The organism is Bradyrhizobium sp. Rc2d (genome assembly GCF_900099855.1).
In the GTDB taxonomy this organism is placed as follows: Bacteria; Pseudomonadota; Alphaproteobacteria; order Rhizobiales; family Xanthobacteraceae; genus Bradyrhizobium.
In genome coordinates, this window is the sequence record NZ_FNCU01000079.1 from 1 (window position 1) to 17,806 (window position 17,806).

Here is a 17,806-nt window from a genome sequence, read left to right on the forward strand (position 1 = left end):
TACAACCGCAAAGACGTCGATGCGATGGCCAATGCGTTTACTGAGGATGCTATCAGGGTAACGCCGAGCGGGATGTTCGTTGGCCGAGAAGCCATTCGACGCAATCTGCAGGAGGTCGTTGCGCTCGGGCTCCATGACTACACGGTTCAGCGCACTGAATCCCGTACCGTCGGAAGCTTCGTGTTCAATGCTGGCGAATGGCACGCCAAGCTCGGCGATCAACCGCTACATGGCTACTACACTGCCATCATCGTCCGAGACGGCAATCGAGCCAAGATCATGGAAGAGACCGTGACCGTCGCCGCACCTGGGCGGTGATGGCTTCGCCAAGCGGCAAGCCGCTTGAAATGCCAATAGATGTAACGGCTGTTTGGTGGCGCTGACGTGGACCGCTGGCCTGCGCTCTATGAGTGCACGCCTAAGTGCCTTTATAAGCAACCAAGGCTTATATCTATTAGTAGCCGAGCTTATCGCTGGGGGTACCTGGGGTACCTTGTAGAGCGCAGGAATCAGGGAAACCGAACATTCAGCAGTGCTGGAGTGCCCATGTGGCTTAAAGAATTCTCTTGATTTCTCGTTATGGTTGATATTTCCTTGAGCTATATTTAGGGGGCAGTCTTCGATGAGGATTGCGGCCATATTTGCCGCCACGGCCTTTTGTGCCGGATGTGCCATTAAGCCGTTGCCTCAAGATGTGACCGGCAACGACACTTACCGCATTGTCGAAAAGATCCGGTGCGAGACTCGTGACGCAATACGCAGCTTTATTCTTGGCGAGCTAGACAAGCAGGATCGGTCGCTGGCTGATGCTCTTAGAAATGGTACTCTGACATTCGCCGAACTGAACCGATACAGACAGAAGCTAAGTCCAGAGGCGCAAACGGATTTCGATAAATACGATCAAGCTGCGATTGCCTACGATTTTACATTCGATATCACGGAAAAGAACAACGTAAGCGCTGGCGCAGATTTTCTCCGAACCTTCTCGAGGGGCCCTCTTACCTTGGGAGTGGCGGGCTCGAATGAAAGACAGCGACAGAACACCAGGAACTTCCGAGTAACAGACTCGTTCGAGGAGCTCGTAACGAAAGTTTCGGATGGCTACTGCACTGATCGTGAGCTCGCTCCGAACTATGTGTATCCCATCACGGGCTCCATAGGCATGGTAGAGTTAGTGGGTACGTTCTTGGACTTGAATCAATCGGGCAACCTGGCCGGCCCTAAAGATGCGCCAAATGTTCCGCAAGTCGCAGACACGATAGCATTCACGACGACCTTCACTGCCAGTACAAGCCCAAAGCTTGTTTTGACTCCGCTAGCCAAGGGCTTCGAATTTACAGGGGTGTCGCTCAGCGCTGACGCTAGCCGATCCGACATACACAAGGTGATAATTGCTCTTAGCCTCCCCCCGGAGAAGCAAAAGACAATAAAAGCGGCTCGGGCTTCAGCCAAAGCGGCCGCCAACAACATGATTGACTACCAAGTGTACCGAAACTTGACCAACCGAGGATTCATTGTCCTGCCCGGGACCTGAGTTCTTTCACACTAGGAGTAGCGTTGATGGATCGGCCATATCGATATCAAGGCTCGGACCCTTTGCACGTTTCTGCCGAGGCTGTGTTTGATGCTGTTAAGGCAATCGTAAGTTCTGGTCAGGAGCAAGCATTCATCGCCAAGTGCAACGAGGTGGGAGCATTCGTATCGGTCGAACCGCAGTTTATCAATCTCGTGAAGGATTTCATATTTGAAAACAAATCGATCAGCTCGATTGAGACGGCCCGTGAACTCTTGCGTTCAGCAAGATGCTCAAGAGGATTAGCCTCGAACTGAGGCGCTTCCGACGACGTGCAACACCGTCCACGCACGATGGATCTAGAGCTAGCCGCATTCTCAATGACATGCTTGATTGGCTAAGACGTGAGCCGTGCATAGGCCTCTTCAGAAGTCGTGTTGCTCGGTTGTTTCTTCAGCTCGTCGAATCGAGTGGCGAGTCCTGACCATATCTGGTCAATCCGTTCCATCCCTCCGGCATTTGCATGCCCTAAGCCCCCGGTGTGCGGCACCCCGTAGATCTCCGTGCCGTTGTATATCGTATGCGCTGGAGGGGCATGTGCCTCTTTGAGCTTTAGGTCGGCTAGCATCAGGGCTCGTCGAACAGAGTTGAACGTCTTTGCGCCAAGACAGATGGCTATAACAGGTTGGATTATCCTCATCTGAGGAAGGGTGTATGTCTCGGCGCAATAGAGCATGTCCTTCATCGGAACGTTGCCAGTCATGTTGCCCGGCTTGATAAAAACCAAAACATCGGTGGCATAGGTTTGCGCAAACTCCATGCGGAAATGTGTTCGGAGCAACGACTTCAGTCGCCGATTTGTTGGCAAGTACTCGTCCTGGCCAGCCGCCTTCCTGGCGCTGACCCGCTCGGACGTATTGTACCTTGGCTCTCTCAGAAATTTTTCGGAGGCCCAATCTTGTCCGATTAAGATTAGCGCAGCATCAACATTGCAGGCAGACTTGGTCCAAGGCACGACGTGTTCGCAGTCCCACATGCCTTGGTCGAAGCTGTGGAGATGATGATATGCTAGCTCGGTCTCGTTTCGCCTTTTAGCGACTAACTCGCCAAGTGCTGCAGACTTGTTCAAATCGCCCCTCTCTGGCCTCGCATTCAACTTGACGAGTTGTACCCTTCGGTAGAATCAGATGCGACAAGACAAAAGCCTGGAGGAAATGCGATGCGTGTTCAATTAATCATCGGTACAGCAGCCATCCTAGCCTTAAGCACTGCAAATGCATCGGCGTTCTCGATGAGCTTTCGGTGGTGCGGGCTCAGTTCTCCTGTGTTCTCGTTAAACAGTGTGCCCAAGGGCACGACTACTCTGCAATTCCACATGGTTGATCTTCAGGTGCCGAGCTACAATCACGGTGGCGGAACGGTGCCGTACAAGGGGCAATCAACGGTAGCTTGTGGGGCTCTGAATAACTACTCGCCACCAAGCCCACCTAGCGGCAGCCATTCTTATCAGATCACCGTCACCGCTTTCGGCTCGGGCAATTCGAACTTGGGATCAGCGACCTTCACGAGGGAATTCCCTGAGAAGAAATGAGCTGCTTGCATGTGTGCGTCTATCCACCTCTTAAGCACCGAGACTCATTAGTAGTACCGCTTACGGCTGGTGCACCCCGTAGAGCGCTGTAATCATGAGGCTACGGCAGCGCCTATACAACCTAAGAATATCTGGATTCACCATTCCGGATATGCACTTAGGTTGGATGCAGCTAAACTCTGCAAGAAAATAGCTATCAGGGGGCGAGGTGGTCGGGCGAAGGGTCTGCAGGCTGGCTATCAGGGTATCGCTGCTCGTCTGCGTCTTGAGCGCCAGCCCTATTTGGGCGCAGTCGACAAATGGCGCATCTATCGGTCCATGCGGGCTGGCGATCGGGAAATGGGCTTCCCCAAAGGAGGCCTGCGCTCTCGTCCACAAGGATGATGGCGTTGAGGCCTACCAGAAATACTGGGAGGGCGTGTTTATCACGGTGAAGCCACGCTCGATCGAATTTTATGAGAGTAACTGCTCGGTCAAGACAGCAAAACGACAAGGCTTCAAGTGTGTTTTGAACCTTTCGTGCTCCAGCGAAGGTGAGCAGTTCGCTCGCTCGCAGGTTATCGACATTCGAGATGAGGCGACATTTCGCCTTCCCGGGAAAGCGCTTCCGAAACGCAAGTGGGATTCGAATCAGTATTCGTATTGCGACCCATCAAGCACCGACGTTGACGGGACGAATCCAAGACATGCGGAGCCGAAGACATCGGAGTCCCCGAAGGTGGCTTCGGACGGACCAGATCGCATGAGCTTCGAAGGCATCCCGCCGAGGCGAGATCTCGCCTTTGTCCTCGGCAACGGCTGGGTAATATACGGAGACGGTTCGATCGATGCGGATGCGTCCAAGCGTTTGGAAGCGTTCCTAGCCGCCAACCATGTCCCAGAACGATCGCAGCTCAACCTAAATTCTCCAGGTGGAAGTCTCTTTGGAGGGATGGAACTTGGAAAAGTTATCCGGAAATACCAGCTGCGAACGGCCGTGGCTGCGAAGAACAGTTCCGACTCTGATATGGCTCCAGGTGGATGCTTCAGTGCTTGCGCACTAGCCTTCTTGGGCGGGGAATTCCGCTATCTATCGAAAGGATCCCGGTATGGAGTGCATAGATTTGCATTCAAGAACAATAGCACCTCGGACGGGATGGACATTGCTCAGATAGCATCCGCTGCTGTCGTTCAGTATCTACGAGATATGGAAATTGATACCAAGCTATTTACGCTTGCCTCATCGGCGGGACCATCCGAGATCTTTGAGCCGACACCTTCGCAGCTAAGTGAGTTGAACGTGGTCAACAATGGCGTGACCCGACCGAAATGGACGGTCGAGAGCATCTCCGATGGGATTTATCTCAAGGGAGAGCGAAACACGGTATTTGGAATCAACAAGTTCATCTTGACCTGCCAGTCTAAGAACGTCGGTCTGTATATTATTTTCGACCCTCAGAATCGTGAACAAGAAGTGCTTCGGTTCACAGCTGACTATCTTGTCGTTGATGGCGTGAGAGCACGCATTGACCATGCCAGGGCCTTTCGGTCAGTGAAGAACGGCTGGATAAACGCCGGGTATACCCTCACGGAGGGGCAACTCTCGGCAATTGCGAATGCGAAGACAGTTGGAGTTGCCATGCAGCCGAGCGCAGAGTCTCCGATCTTTCTGGGCTTTGATGCAATGCCCGTAGAGACTGGCGCAGCAAAAATGCAGGGTTTCATTCGTGCTTGCAGGTAGTGCATGCACTAATGCTCCTTCGGTACGTCACGAATACCAGAGAAGCGGATATGGACAAGCTAGGGGGCTTATCTTGAAAGGCGCAATTCTGTCACTTGCATTAATCGTCGTCACAACGCTTTCGGCGCAGGCCGCTGATGTGTGTAAGGCAATAGCTCTTCACGATGTGCCAGCTCTTAAGAATCCCACCTCCACGCTCAAAAAAGGCGAGTTGGATACTGCCATTACTCAATATCGCATAAACAAAAAGACAGGCGAAGGATCGTTCTGCTCCCATGGAGGATACTGCTATCCGACACACGTTCAGGAGAACGGGAATAAGGTGGAAGCGTTGAAACTTACCAACTGCCAAGTGGGTAAGAAAGATGACCTCGATGACCCGGAGGAAATATACTACAGCGTTGACGTAACCCGATCAAAAGTAGGCCCTTCAGAATTGAAGCGTGACGATGTTGATAACCGTCTTCTTGAGCTTGGACTTTGCTCGGGGTGCGCCAGCAATGCGGCCCACCTTTACGTGTTTCAGCCGCAGTCCCCCTGCGCCCGATTGGTGAGGGAGGTGCTTGAGGGCAATCCCGACGCAGTCAAGATCCTGTCGGCTGGACCTGCTTACTGCGAAATCGATTCAACGCCAGAGCGTGTAACTTGCGTTATCACAGACCCGACTGGAACTCCTTTGAACGTGAGAACTGCGCCATACGGGCGTGTTCTAGGCGCCATCGCTAACGGAAAACGCATCACGATCGTTGATCGCACAAAAGACAATCGAGGCAGAAACTGGGTTTACATCGCAGATCAAAATAAGAAGCCGTTGGGCTGGGTTTTCCGTGACTATGTTGATTGTCGTTGATGGCACGCCTGGGAGAGGCCGACGGCTCTAACGAGCTCCACGTCGTCAACTATTGGTTGGCGGTGACCCTTCGAAATCGCCACCACTTCTGCGACTTTGATTCTAGTTACTTCAACTCATTCCACTTGCTTGCTACCAAGCTCGATAGCCGCTCCGGTGTACCCCGCCAGCAGCCGGAGTCCAACCGATGACCGAGGATTGACGCTAAATCGGGCTATTCGCACCAAGTGTGGAAAAGCGATTCCAGATGGCGATCACCATTCCCGACCACCAAGATTTGCCACGGGACTTTTGACGTCAAGGTGTCCCAATGACTTCGTGTGCCGTCACTAAAGACATCAGAACCCCTTGCAGAATACTTGAATTGTCTAAGTACACATAAGAAGCTATATCGAGCCGAGATTATCTCTCCTGTTTTGTATCTGGCGACTCCCGATTTACTCGCACCATCTCGTGAATTCTCACAAGCGTACCTGACATAAATTTCTGCTTCATAAGCGGATGGCTTTGTCGATTCGGCATCCCCTGAAAAGACGATTTCGCTCACTTTGCAGAGGCTATTTTCGAACAGCGTTCGTGACTGCTTCATTCGGTCGCCTACGTATTCGGAAACCGTGCCGGGAGTACAAGTGGTCAAGCTATTCTCGAAGTTGCAGCCCACATTTGCGTTTGCCTGCTGAACACCTACCGCGAGCGCAATGGCAATGAGTCCGACATCCAGACGAAGTACGTGAGACACAGGGAACATGAATCCTTCACTCGAATTGGCGCCGCTAGAAGTCAGTAGGCGACGCTTCTGAGCGCTGTTCCGGTTTTTGCGCAAGCGCTTCGACCACCACGGCATTAGCCAAGGTGGGGCCCACAGGCCGCTCCCTAGAAGAGCAGTTTATACCCTTCAAGGGCGTGTCGAACTTCTCCAGCCTTCGGCAATTCTAGGTGATTCCCGCCATGGCCTCGGAAGGTTTCGATGTAAATGTGGCCACCACCTTTCAATACGGCATCCAAATCTGAAATGAAATGCTGGACCGGGTAATGGATGCAAAGGATCGCGGAGAACGAAGATTGGGCGAATGGTAATTTGCCTGCAGCTAGATCGGCAGCCACCACGGAAATGCGCCCGGCTAGCTGTTTGGTGTGGCGCCGTTCAGTTTCCGTTAGCGATCTAAGTCGATCTGTATCCTTATCACACGCAATCACGTCATAACCACGGGCGGCGATGGAGAAAGCGTTCCTGCCGAACCCGCACGGGGCGTCTAGGATTGGCTTGTCGTATGATGATGTAAATCGATCCAGGAACTGCAGTAGGAGTTTAGACGGTACGAGCAACGGCATCCCCTTCTCTGCTGCCTGCGCTCCGCCGCACTAGAGTGGGTACCGCCCCTCCGCATCGATGCGACTCCTATTGGTTTCCGCAGAAATTCCGTCGAGCGCATGTTCGTTTCTGATCAAGTTAATCAACTTGGGATCGAACTCACTCGAATCTATGTTTGCCTCTCTAATGCTGCCCCAGCGACGTAAACGACTCCATGAGTCTTTTTGCCTTCTCGACTGAGGCTCCTTCAAAAGGGAAGGCTCTTTCAGTTTGCTGCTGCATAGGAGGCGGTCTCCATGGGAGACTTTTCTCCGGTACGGGCATCCTTTCGAATCCGTCATGAGAAAAATGCGGGTGCCCACACAAACAGCAGATGCCTAAACTTCTTGCATTCGGCCAGATTGCACGCTATAGGGCGTAACGCAACAAGGGGGGCAACCTATGGTTAGTGGAAAGAAGATACTGTCACTGAGTGCAGCTTTGGCGTCATTGAGTTGTTTGCCGGCCTCAGCGGAAGCAAAGGCATCCCACCCTACAAGCGACACCAATAAGAGCATTGAAACTCAGGGAAGTCAGTCCACCCTTCAGCCGAACACTTATGTTCGTGCGGGCGACGACTTGCTCGGGTTTGTGACGACTGAGCGGGAAGATGGGACCGTGGTGGCGTATCATACCTCACACGCATCACACGCCTCGCACGCTTCTCATGCCTCGCATGCTTCCAGCAGGTACTGACGAGTCGGTCGAGCCGAACGAGATTGTTGTCGATTTCGACGCCAATGTTCAGGAGCTAGCGGCCCTCGAGGCCGCAGCTTATCGGTTGATCGGAGTGGCGAGCTGTAGCATTGACCGAGTCAATGATCGGTTCATCTGCAGCCTCGTTCCAAATGGAACGAAATCAAAACTGGACCCAGAGTCGCTTAAACTCAGGTTCATTCAAGTAGTCACTGACGAAAATGTTCGGCATCGGATGGCCGAGCGTACGCAGGGTACCAGAAATGTGATTCTGGCCTTGGCGTTCGGCTCGCTCGCTACCGAACAACGCTGAATGGTTGTGGGTTCGAATGGCGGGCTTTCGATCAGCGGAAGAGTTTTGGCCGAATCCCAAGGACCTTTCGCTTTTACCGTTCAACTTTGAACGAGTTGGCTCAACCGGCCAAGTCTTGATCTCCAACATGGTAGGCGACTTTGTTCGCCTGTCAGACCAGGACTTCGATCGCCTTACACGGCTCGATGTTAAGTCTGGCGATGGCCTTTATGAGCGTGCGTATGCGGCGCACCTAATCACTGGCGCTACGCAGAAGTCCCAAAAGCAGCTTCTAGCTCTTCGGCTCCGGTCTCGAATGTCGTTCTTACGACAAGCGACGCCGCTGCACATCTTTGTCGTTACGTTGAGGTGCGAACATTCGTGCCCATACTGTCAGGTGTCCCGTCAAAGCACTGACCGCTCTCGCTTCGATATGAGCGAACAAACGGCCATGCGGTCGCTAGATATTGCGTTTCAAAGTCAGTCGAAGCGTATCAAGATCGAGTTTCAGGGTGGTGAGCCCTTGCTAAATTTCGACTTGATCAAAACGATCGTTGTTGAGGCTAAGAAGCGGTCTAGTGCAAGCGGCAAGCTCGCAGATTTCGTAATAGCGTCAAACCTAGCCTTGCTAGACGATCACGTGCTGTCGTTTTGCAAGGAGTACGACATTCTGCTCTCTACCTCGCTCGATGGGCCGGCAGATTTACACAACAAGAACAGGCCTCGTCCTGGTGGCAACAGTTACGAGCTAGCGGTTGCTGGAATTCGGCGTGCACAGAGCGAGCTCGGACCTGACCGAGTGGGGGCCTTGATGACCACCACCGAGGCAAGCCTCGAACGAGTAGACGAGATAATTGACGAATATTTGCGGTTGGAGCTGGATGGCATCTTTCTGCGCCCCCTTTCCCCGTTCGGCTTCGCCGTCAAGACGAAGCTGTACCAGCGATACGATACAGAGAAATGGCTAGCATTCTTCGAGAGGGGGTTGCGGCGCATCCTGGAGATCAATCGTGGCGGTAGGCCCTTCAGAGAGCTTTACTCTTCCCTGCTGATGCAGCGGATGTTTACAGACAAGCCGATCGGCTACGTCGACCTACGTAGCCCGGCTGGGATTGGGCTCGGAGCTCTTGTTTATAACTACGACGGAAACGTCTACGCTTCAGACGAGGGTAGAATGTTAGCGGAGGCAGGCGACAAGACTTTCGCCCTCGGCCACGTGTCCGAAGCGAGCTACCGTTCCTTGGTTCTGTCCGATAATTTGGTCAATGCAGTATCCGAGTCTCTGAGCCAATGTGCGCCACAATGCTCGAATTGCGTTTACGAGAGCCATTGCGGAGCAGATCCCGTTTATCATCACGCCACCCAAGGCGACCCGGTAGGTATAAAGCCGCTTTCGGGCTTCTGCGCCCGCCAGAAAGGGGTAATGAGCATTTTGCTAGGAATGCTCGAGAATCCTGAAGATCGAGCTATCTTGAGGCGGTGGATCAATTGAAGCCCCTTCCGCTAATCGGCACAGCGCTTGACTGCGTAGGGCTGCCGCAGAACTGCGATCGATCCGTGTTGAGACTCAGATCCCTTGAGCGGGAACCTGATAAAGATGCATGCGACTTCGCGGTCGTGCGCAACGTGTCTGAGTATCAACAGGCTAAGGAAAGGGGCTGGTCGTCTATATTCTTTGTTTGCGGCCATCTCGAGGAAACATCGAAGGTTATTGACGCAGAGAGCTCACGGACGGTCGTAGTCCCGGCGGCGCAATATGATTACCTCAGCGATGGGGACGTTCTCGGACTGCGTCACTCGTCGAGGCGCTTTCGCGTTTTGTTTAGGCAGAATTCGAAGCACAATTCCTTTCTGGTCACTGAGCGCTGTAACAACTACTGCTTGATGTGCTCCCAGCCGCCTAAGAACGTTGATGACGGCTGGATCTTGGACGAGATCAGAGACAGTTTGCCTTTGATCGATCCTAGCACTCCATTCTTGACCTTCACCGGAGGCGAGCCGCTAACCGAGTGGCAGCGATTCTTGGAAGTGCTTCAGCAATGCAAAGCGCAGCTGCCGAGTACAGCGATTCAAGTTCTGACAAATGGCAGGGCGTTTGCCAGCTCGGAAATTGTGGATGGTTGGCGGGCCGTTGCGCATTCAAATCTGACCGCCGCTATTCCCGTATATTCTGCCGTCGACCACATTCACGACTACGTTGTCCAGGCCAAAGGTGCCTTCGACGAAACGATCCTAGGCATTCTTAAGTTGGCGGATCGAGGCCAGCGAATCGAAATACGAGTGGTGTTGCACGCTTTAACAGCGCCGCACATTGCTCAAACGTGTGCTTGGATCGCCCGGAACTTACCCTTCGTCAATCACGTCGCCCTTATGGGGCTCGAAAACACCGGTTTTGCAATCGCAAACGAAGCTGCGTTGTGGATCGACCCTCTCGATTATCAGGATGCCCTCGTCGAGGCAGTCGAGAGCCTCGATTCGGCCAGGGTGAACGTTTCAATATACAACTTGCCGAGATGCATCCTCTCCCGCTCATTATGGCAATATGCGGTGAAGTCGATCTCTGATTGGAAAAACGGCTACGTCGATGAATGCTCGAGATGTGCCGAGATCGATGAGTGTGGAGGATTCTTTACATCCGGCCGACCACGTCTAAGCCGTGGCATTAGAGCCATTAGCTAAGTTAGTCAGTTGTCAGTGTCCTCGCCCTCGTCATCTTGATCGGCACCTCGAAAGGGGTCCTCCACATAGACGATGCAGCCGTTCATAAAATGTGATGGCGTTCCCTCGAAGCGGACATTGCAGCTCCGAGCTTACCTGGTGCGCTTCCGCCCACCGGTATCCGGCCGCATGGCCCGAGCAGTCATCGGAGCAGTCATGGCCGCCGAATTCTCGTGCAGATGATGGCGTGGCCGTGAACGTAACAGCTGCCATCAACAATGGAGCCAAGCCAATTTTCCCACAGCAAGGATGTAGATGTCGACCAATTGGCTCTACAGACCTAGCGTTGAAGAACTGAACGTAAACGGGAGACCGCTCAACCGCCCCGTACCAGGAATGGTAATTCAAATTGGTGTGTGTGAAGGTATTCTTCAAAGCACTTTGGCCGTCTGTCGGCTGAAGTGCGAGCGGAAGGAGGGTTGACGGTTACATCGATAGACCATCGAACATCCAACCGAGGCCACGAACGCAGTGAGTATCGCCGCAGGCGATTGTCGGCGGTTAGACAATGGTGACCCTGGTGGTGATGGTGACGCCGTAGTTGCTTCGGTGGTGAATCATCTACCGCTGTTTACATGAAGCCAGCAAGAGCTTCGCAGCGGCTTCGCCGCTTACATCATGGTGATGGTTCGGCTGAAGTGGGATTGAAAGCTCACCGCAAGATCGGACCTTGGTACTTTAGATCGGCTGTCGATGGTCTTCTGGACGTCGATGCCGAAGAGACCGTAGCCACGAGCGTAGCTAGTATCGTCCGATAGGACGACTTGGTGGTGGGCTGGATCGGTCGCTTCCACTGGCGACAGAGCCTGGTGCAATGCGGTGTGGCACCCCTATTTTTCCCAGGGTCGCAACCGAGAGGGCTGAGTTGGCTGCCGGCCTGGCGCCCGAATATGGATGATTGTCATCGCAGCTTCTAAGTGCACTCAGGTGTAGGTTTGAGTCCGACTGCCGCCATCCAGCGCCCGATACTTTAGTTGCATTGCGAGTATAGCGCTCGAAACGATTGAAAATCGCAGACGAATCAAGCGATTTTAGAGGCTTAAGCACCCTGCAGATTGTGGTTCTAACAAATGCTAAATCAGATTCTCTATGGTCCGCCAGGAACAGGCAAGACATTCGCCGTCATTGAACTAGCGCTCGACATCTTGGACCCGGGCTACCTGGAAGCAAATCGCTCCAATCGGACCGCCTTGAAGAGGCGATTTGATGAATTGTCATCAGACGGAGAGGTTCGCTTCGTTACCTTCCATCAAAGCTTCAGCTACGAAGATTTCGTAGAGGGCCTTCGGGCAGATCATGATGCTGACGGGCAACTTAGGTATGCGGTCGAAGACGGAATATTCAAGATTCTTTGTGAAACCGCAGCTGCCAAGGTCACTCAGCAGGCAGCCGCACCTGTGTCCATCGAAGGCCGCCGCATCTGGAAAATGTCACTAGGCAACACTCAGGCGAGCGATGCCTACATTTACGATGAGTGCATCGAAAATAACTACATTCTTCTCGGGTACGGGGGCGATACAGATTTCGGCGGCTGCAAAAGCCGAGAAGACGTTTTTGAACGATCACAGAGGGCGGGAAAATCAGACGAGGAGGATTCTTACGCCATTACGGCCGTGACCAATTTTTTGCTCAAGATGAAGAAGGGCGACGTCGTGGTCGTCTCGGACGGGAATACAAAATTCAGAGCCATAGCCGAGGTAACTGGCGACTACCGCCAAATAGCACGAGAACCTCAGGGGGATGGCGATGACAAATATGGGCAATGCCGCGATGTAAAGTGGCTGCGAGTTTATTCGCCCTCTCTGCCGTATGATCAGCTCATGCGGAACCAGTTTAGCCAGATGACGCTGTATGAGCTGAAGTCGCATTCGATCGACAAAGCGAAACTCACAAGCCTACTGGGGGACACTGGTAGCCCTGTTTCCACGAGTGCAAGCACGTATCCAGCATTTCGTATCGGCGATACATTCGGTAGCGGATACGAAGTTGTTTATGCGTCCAATGACGTTGTCGAGCTGATTAAGCCCAACAAGAAGCGTCTCCCCATCGGAATGAGCCTGATAAGAGACTTGGCTGATTGTGTGCGAGAAGGAAAGCTGACTGTCGCTAACATCCGACAAAAAGAAGTGTTCGAGAAGATGCCCGGCTCCCTGTTAGAGCCGTATCTTGTCAACGGATATGAAAACATCCTGTCAGTTCTTGTCGATCGTTATCTTGGCTTCGAAAATCGTTCATCAGCCGACGCACCGGTCGTCAGCCGCCCGAAAGTCCTGATCATTGATGAAATCAATCGCGGAAATGTTTCAAAGATATTCGGAGAGCTCATCACACTGATTGAGCCGTCGAAGCGAAAGGATGCGGAAGAAGCCCTGGAGGTAATTCTCCCGTACTCCAAGTCACGATTCAGCGTACCCGCAAACGTTCACATCATCGGGACGATGAACACCGCTGATCGGTCGCTGACCAGCTTAGACATTGCTTTGCGAAGGCGGTTTCATTTTAGAGAGATGCTTCCACGCCCAGAGCTACTGAGCGCAATCGAGCTGCAAGGGCTCAATATAGGACAAATGCTATCCGTCATGAACGAGCGGATTGAGGTGCTGTTGGACCGAGATCATCGCCTTGGCCACGCATACTTCCTTCCCTTGCGTGAGGACAGAAGTGTCGAGTTGCTGAGTTCGATCTTCCGACAGCAAATCATGCCTCTGCTGCAAGAATATTTTTTCGACGACTGGGAGCGCATTCAGATGGTCCTAAATGATTCTCGAAAGGCGCCGGAGAACCGGTTCTTGCACAGACCAGACGTCAATATCTTAGCGCTCTTTGGGGACGAAGGATCTGTCGCCGAGCGATCTGGCCGCTGGATGATAAACGATCTCGCCTTTGGTCGGATCGAAGCCTACCTCGGCATTGTCGATCATGAACTGAAGCCAGCCGCATTGGCGACCGAGAGGGAGGCTACCCATGGCCCGTATACCATAAAGCAGCTGTCCAGCGGCACGATCGAAGTGTGGAACAACGGCCAGAAAGAAGAAGTTGCGAAGAAGCCCTTGCTTGAAATTGCGAGTAAATTGGGACTCCCAATGACCTGGACGACGGGTGCGACGATGAATACTCGGCACTTAGGAAAGAAGGTCATTGAGGCGCTTGGGAAAGCCAATCTGTGACCACACTCGTCACGGTTCGTGAGTATGCCCGGCTCACATCCAGCACGCTGGCTGAGCCGTCGCTCGATCGACGGCAAGTATCTCAGTCTGCATTCGATTGGCTCTGTAGATTAAGTTCCAAGCTAAGCCAATCGGGCGCCTCGCTTGTTGAGTTAGAGGATCGGAAATGGCTGCGTCTCGACAACTACGTAGGCGTGATTGAGACGCCCTGTGGGACTCGCGTTGAGATTCTTCCGAAGCACCTTGAGGAAGGTGAAAGCCTCGAGGCAGCGAGATCTCTTCTCATTAAAATGATTCGCACGACGTTTGATCTTCCCGCTAGAGACGTCGGACCGTCGAGTTTGCAGAAGTTCAATGCCCCACTCAATGAATGGGTTATGAGGCAATTCCTAGTCTCGCTAGATCACCTAATAAAGCGAGGAATTAGGTCCGAATATCAGTTGGTAGAGGACGAGCAACGGTTTCTTCGCGGTCAATTGAGCCGTGCTAGGCAAATGAGGCAGCGACTGGATCGGCAACATTTCTTCCACATCCGACACGACGTTTTCTCCGCTAATCGTTCCGAAAACCGGTTGCTGAAACTTGCGGCGGAGCGGGTATGCCGGGCAACTCAAGTGCCTTCTAATTGGAGGCTCTCCCACGAGTTAAGAGAGTATCTGTCCGAAGTTGATGCAAGCCGAGAAGTCGCGGCTGACTTCGAAAGGTGGCGAGATGATAGATTGATGGCGCACTATCAGGGCGTCAAACCCTGGTGCGAGCTGATACTAGGTGAGGAAATGCCAACGTCCGTAGCCGGGACGTGGGAAGGGATTAGCCTTCTGTTTCCTATGGAAAAACTCTTTGAGAGATATGTCGCAAGCTGTTTGAGGCGCACACTTCGACGTGACGCTAGACTGCGCACGCAGCCCAAGCAGCATTTCCTTTGCGAGCACGACGATCGCAGTCTGTTTTGTCTTCAACCCGACATAGTCATTGACTGCGAGACTGCCAGATGGGTGCTCGATACAAAGTGGAAGCTAGTAGATAGCGCTAACTCGCAAAACAACTACAACCTAAAACAGGCCGATTTCTACCAGTTGTTCGCCTATGGCAAGACGTACCTGCAAAATTCTACCCAGGGCAATCTTGCGCTGGTCTATCCACAGCGACAAGCGTTCAAAGCAGCGCTCCGGAAGTTCACCTTCGCTGACAAGCTCGATCTATGGGTACTTCCGTTCGACTTGGACGCCGGTGTGTTGATCGATGCGGCTTTGTGTGATCTCCCCGTTGGTACTCCTACTCCCCGCTGCCAGGAATTCAGAAAAGGATAGCCGCATTCTCGATCAGTTAAGCCAACGGCTCGTCTTAGTGAGTTGAACGTTTTTGCGCCGAAGCAGATCGCCATGAGCGCCTCGACGACACATGTCCATCTCAATATAGCTGGGGCCAGATTGTAACGACGGGAGTAGTTGCGGCTTCGGATGACTATTCCCTTTGCGCCTTCTCAACTTTTGATAGTCTTCGTGCGAACGCTACGTCCCCACGTTATTGGATTGCAGGCAATAAAACCCGATGACACGCTTGACCTCAGTTACAATCCGGAGATTCAAACGAATCGAGCAGGTTTCTATTCCTCTCGACGACGTGACCCTGCTCATCGGCGCAAATAATTCCGGTAAAAGCAGTATACTTCAGGCAATTCATTTTGCCGTATCAATTGCACAAACCGCTCGCCTGGTGGGAGAAGGGGTTGCTTGGCGGCAGGACACCTACGAATTGTCGTTCAACCCATCGCAGTTGCTCTACTCGCCCGTGGCAGACGTGCTCTCGCTGGCCACCGGCGGCACCTTGCTGGAGCCGAGACAAAGTCAGATTGAGATCGAGATTGCAGCGGAAGACGGGCTACGCACAACGGTCGGACTACGGCGAGGCAGAAACCGGAACATCGCAGTGAGCATAGCTGGCCGAGCCATTGGCGAGCAGTTGATGAATTTAGCAAGTCCATTCACGATCTATGCACCGGGGCTGGCTGGGGTACCTAAGGAAGAGCGATTTATGTCTCCTGGCGTTGTCAGGCGAATCGTCGCCCGTGGTGATGCAAACCTAACGCTTCGGAACGTTTTGAGGATGCTGCATGCAAACGAGGTTGCATGGCGTGGATTCTTATCGAACATGCAGTCGCTCTTCCCAGGAATCAGTATCGATTTAGAGTTTAATTCCGATACGGACGAAGTAATCGGCGTCTATTTTGGTTATGGAGGTGGTCAGCGCTTCCCGATTGACGCAGCGGGAACGTCAATCCTTCAAGCGTCGCAGCTGCTCGCATACATATCACTTTTTGCGCCTCGAGTTCTGATACTGGACGAGCCGGACTCCCATCTGCATCCTGATAATCAGCGCCTCTTGTGCGATCTCGTATCAAAGCTCGCTGCAGAACGTGGCTTTCAGGCGATCCTTAGCACGCATTCAAGACATGTGCTCGACTCGCTGAAAGGACGAGGCAGGGTCATTTGGTTGAGTAAAGGCGCTATCGTAGATCAGCCCGATCTCACCACAACGGCCGTGCTACTCGATATTGGAGCCCTGGACTCCGTAGACTACTTTGCCGATGGAGAGCTTCGCTGCGTCGTAGCTACAGAAGATACGGACAAAGACGCACTCAAAGCTATTTTGTGGAGCAATGGATTTGTCGAGCAGGATACGGAAGTTGCTTCGTATACAGGATGTAGCAAAGTAGATGCCGCTGTAGTTCTGGGGCAGTTTTTGATGGATAAAGCTCAACACGTGAAGCTCGTCGTTCATCGTGATCGCGACTATATGGCCCTCGATCGCTCAAATGCCTTTGAGCATAGGTTAACTCAAGCGGGCATAACGCCTCTCCTCACCGACAGTAATGACATCGAGTCCTACTTCCTGAACGCCGAGCACTTGCATTTTTTGAACCCGACCATGCCTGCTGTTCGTATTCAAGAGTTGATCGAATTGGCTACCAACGAGCTGCGGGAAAAATCGATTGCGGCGGTCGTTAACTTGCGCACAGAGGAGGCATTCCGGCGCCGACAAAGCGGCGGCGCACCGCCGAATCACGGCGAAATAGCGGTTTCCGCCGCCGCTGACTATGAAGCTGATACAGCTAAAATGCGCCGAGGAAAGCTAATTCTTGGACGGCTTAAATCGTTGATACAGGAAGAGATCGCGGAAAACCCTCGCATCTTTTTTCCAAGCAACCATCTTAGATCCGAGAGGTTGTCAGAAATCGCAGCTACCATTTGGCCCGCAGCTTAGAATGCCACCTAATCCGCGGAGAAGAATGCTGATCCGCCCAGCGGATCAGCTCTCGCTCCTCTATATTTGGTGATCAAGCCACTTTGCGTGTCGGCAGCGGTCTCGGCCCCTTACCTTCGCTCAACTGTGAGTCAAGCTCACCAGCCCGAACGGCCTTGATTAACGCATCGATCAGGCCCGGCAGCTTCTCTAACGATCCAACGGCGATCGCTGCCTTGCCCTTTTCGAACTCGATGCGTTTCGATCCGACCTTGACGGTCATCACACAGCTGCCGCTCGGATCCTGCTGCCACCACTTGCTCGTGCGGAGCGGTCTTTCGACCAGCACCTTCTCGCCATCCTCCTTCTTTTCCCAGCGCTTGATACGCCTCTGGTACGTCGGATCGGCAAGGAGCTTCTTTTGATCTTCCAAGCGGGACACCATGCGTTCTCGCTTGATGATCAATGGGTCAGAGCTGATCTTGGGCTGGGGAACGAAAGTGAGAGACTTCAGAATTGAGGTCGACATTTCGAGGCTCCTGGCTGTCGAGTTGAGGTAACGCCAGCCCGGCATAAAGCCTTCGATCAGACGGTCGAGCTAAAAAGGCCGGACCTGGCTCGGCAACGGCGTTGGCGGGGTCTTGCACCAGAACGTCTCGTGACCA

Annotated in this window: 16 protein-coding genes; 13 read left to right on the forward strand and 3 right to left on the reverse strand. The window is 53.0% G+C overall.

From position 1 onward, the window contains the following. From BLV07_RS43715 to BLV07_RS47170, 3 genes are all read left to right on the forward strand, one after another. On the forward strand, positions 1 to 318 hold a 318-nt coding region (locus tag BLV07_RS43715; RefSeq protein WP_143035714.1), incomplete at its 5' end, for a YybH family protein. 304 nt (positions 319 to 622) lie between these two features. Then, positions 623 to 1,534, forward strand: coding sequence for a Y4kA family protein (locus BLV07_RS43720; RefSeq protein WP_091898838.1), 912 nt, complete (start codon positions 623 to 625; stop codon positions 1,532 to 1,534). 26 nt (positions 1,535 to 1,560) lie between these two features. After that, entirely contained in the window at positions 1,561 to 1,830 is a 270-nt protein-coding gene (locus BLV07_RS47170) for a hypothetical protein (protein ID WP_143035715.1), read from the forward strand. Between the two features lie 80 nt (positions 1,831 to 1,910). On the opposite strand, the gene BLV07_RS48210 is transcribed toward BLV07_RS47170, so the two are convergent. Further along, on the reverse strand, positions 1,911 to 2,642 hold the full coding sequence (locus BLV07_RS48210) for a hypothetical protein (RefSeq protein ID WP_176946154.1): 732 nt from the start codon (positions 2,640 to 2,642) through the stop codon (positions 1,911 to 1,913). 90 nt (positions 2,643 to 2,732) lie between these two features. Between BLV07_RS48210 and BLV07_RS43730 the strand changes: the two genes are divergently transcribed. The 3 genes from BLV07_RS43730 (at position 2,733) to BLV07_RS43740 (ending at position 5,674) form a co-directional block, all read left to right on the forward strand. Further along, positions 2,733 to 3,104 carry a hypothetical protein gene (locus tag BLV07_RS43730; protein ID WP_091898839.1) on the forward strand — a complete coding sequence of 124 codons (372 nt, stop codon included), beginning with the start codon at positions 2,733 to 2,735 and terminating at the stop codon, positions 3,102 to 3,104. Positions 3,105 to 3,369: 265 nt separating this feature from the next. After that, positions 3,370 to 4,824: a COG3904 family protein gene (locus BLV07_RS43735; protein WP_143035716.1), complete on the forward strand. Its 1,455-nt coding sequence runs from the start codon at positions 3,370 to 3,372 to the stop codon at positions 4,822 to 4,824. Between the two features lie 73 nt (positions 4,825 to 4,897). Beyond that, positions 4,898 to 5,674, forward strand: coding sequence for an SH3 domain-containing protein (locus tag BLV07_RS43740; RefSeq protein ID WP_176946155.1), 777 nt, complete (start codon positions 4,898 to 4,900; stop codon positions 5,672 to 5,674). Positions 5,675 to 6,547: 873 nt separating this feature from the next. On the opposite strand, the gene BLV07_RS43750 is transcribed toward BLV07_RS43740, so the two are convergent. After that, a complete protein-coding gene (locus BLV07_RS43750) occupies positions 6,548 to 7,006 on the reverse strand; it encodes a class I SAM-dependent methyltransferase (RefSeq protein WP_091898843.1) in 459 nt (152 codons plus the stop codon). 421 nt (positions 7,007 to 7,427) lie between these two features. Between BLV07_RS43750 and hxsA2 the strand changes: the two genes are divergently transcribed. The 7 genes from hxsA2 (at position 7,428) to BLV07_RS43785 (ending at position 17,162) form a co-directional block, all read left to right on the forward strand. After that, positions 7,428 to 7,721: a His-Xaa-Ser repeat protein HxsA2 gene (hxsA2, locus tag BLV07_RS50575; protein WP_210187860.1), complete on the forward strand. Its 294-nt coding sequence runs from the start codon at positions 7,428 to 7,430 to the stop codon at positions 7,719 to 7,721. After that, on the forward strand, positions 7,702 to 8,034 hold the full coding sequence (locus BLV07_RS50580; protein WP_091898844.1) for an HxsD-related protein: 333 nt from the start codon (positions 7,702 to 7,704) through the stop codon (positions 8,032 to 8,034). The genes hxsA2 and BLV07_RS50580 overlap by 20 nt, the downstream gene beginning before the upstream one ends. 16 nt (positions 8,035 to 8,050) lie before the next feature. Continuing rightward, positions 8,051 to 9,505: a His-Xaa-Ser system radical SAM maturase HxsB gene (hxsB, locus tag BLV07_RS43760; protein ID WP_091898845.1), complete on the forward strand. Its 1,455-nt coding sequence runs from the start codon at positions 8,051 to 8,053 to the stop codon at positions 9,503 to 9,505. Positions 9,506 to 9,639: 134 nt separating this feature from the next. After that, positions 9,640 to 10,692 (forward strand): His-Xaa-Ser system radical SAM maturase HxsC, encoded by a 1,053-nt coding sequence (gene hxsC / locus BLV07_RS43765; protein ID WP_244551437.1) that lies wholly within the window; start codon positions 9,640 to 9,642, stop codon positions 10,690 to 10,692. Positions 10,693 to 11,801: 1,109 nt separating this feature from the next. Beyond that, positions 11,802 to 13,898, forward strand: a complete 2,097-nt coding sequence (locus BLV07_RS43775; protein WP_091898848.1) for a DUF8426 domain-containing protein — start codon at positions 11,802 to 11,804, stop codon at positions 13,896 to 13,898. Then, positions 13,895 to 15,208, forward strand: a complete 1,314-nt coding sequence (locus BLV07_RS43780) for an McrC family protein (protein WP_091898849.1) — start codon at positions 13,895 to 13,897, stop codon at positions 15,206 to 15,208. The genes BLV07_RS43775 and BLV07_RS43780 overlap by 4 nt, the downstream gene beginning before the upstream one ends. Positions 15,209 to 15,449: 241 nt before the next feature. After that, the gene (locus tag BLV07_RS43785; RefSeq protein ID WP_091898850.1) at positions 15,450 to 17,162 is read left to right on the forward strand and encodes an AAA family ATPase; all 1,713 of its coding nucleotides are present in this window, start codon (positions 15,450 to 15,452) and stop codon (positions 17,160 to 17,162) included. Between the two features lie 73 nt (positions 17,163 to 17,235). Here the strand turns inward: BLV07_RS43785 and BLV07_RS43790 are convergent, their stop codons facing one another. Next, positions 17,236 to 17,670, reverse strand: a complete 435-nt coding sequence (locus BLV07_RS43790; protein WP_244551435.1) for a DUF6641 family protein — start codon at positions 17,668 to 17,670, stop codon at positions 17,236 to 17,238. Positions 17,671 to 17,806: the final 136 nt, after the last annotated feature.

Excerpts from the sequence above, each read along its gene's own strand:
- BLV07_RS43750 (WP_091898843.1), bottom strand. The coding sequence starts at position 7,006 with ATGCCGTTGCTCGTACCGTCTAAACTCCTACTGCAGTTCCTGGATCGA.
- BLV07_RS50580 (WP_091898844.1), top strand. The coding sequence starts at position 7,702 with ATGCTTCCAGCAGGTACTGACGAGTCGGTCGAGCCGAACGAGATTGTT.
- BLV07_RS43785 (WP_091898850.1), top strand. The coding sequence starts at position 15,450 with ATGACACGCTTGACCTCAGTTACAATCCGGAGATTCAAACGAATCGAG.
- hxsA2 (WP_210187860.1), top strand. The coding sequence starts at position 7,428 with ATGGTTAGTGGAAAGAAGATACTGTCACTGAGTGCAGCTTTGGCGTCA.
- BLV07_RS43790 (WP_244551435.1), bottom strand. The coding sequence starts at position 17,670 with ATGTCGACCTCAATTCTGAAGTCTCTCACTTTCGTTCCCCAGCCCAAG.
- BLV07_RS47170 (WP_143035715.1), top strand. The coding sequence starts at position 1,561 with ATGGATCGGCCATATCGATATCAAGGCTCGGACCCTTTGCACGTTTCT.
- hxsB (WP_091898845.1), top strand. The coding sequence starts at position 8,051 with ATGGCGGGCTTTCGATCAGCGGAAGAGTTTTGGCCGAATCCCAAGGAC.
- BLV07_RS43775 (WP_091898848.1), top strand. The coding sequence starts at position 11,802 with ATGCTAAATCAGATTCTCTATGGTCCGCCAGGAACAGGCAAGACATTC.
- BLV07_RS43720 (WP_091898838.1), top strand. The coding sequence starts at position 623 with ATGAGGATTGCGGCCATATTTGCCGCCACGGCCTTTTGTGCCGGATGT.
- BLV07_RS43730 (WP_091898839.1), top strand. The coding sequence starts at position 2,733 with ATGCGTGTTCAATTAATCATCGGTACAGCAGCCATCCTAGCCTTAAGC.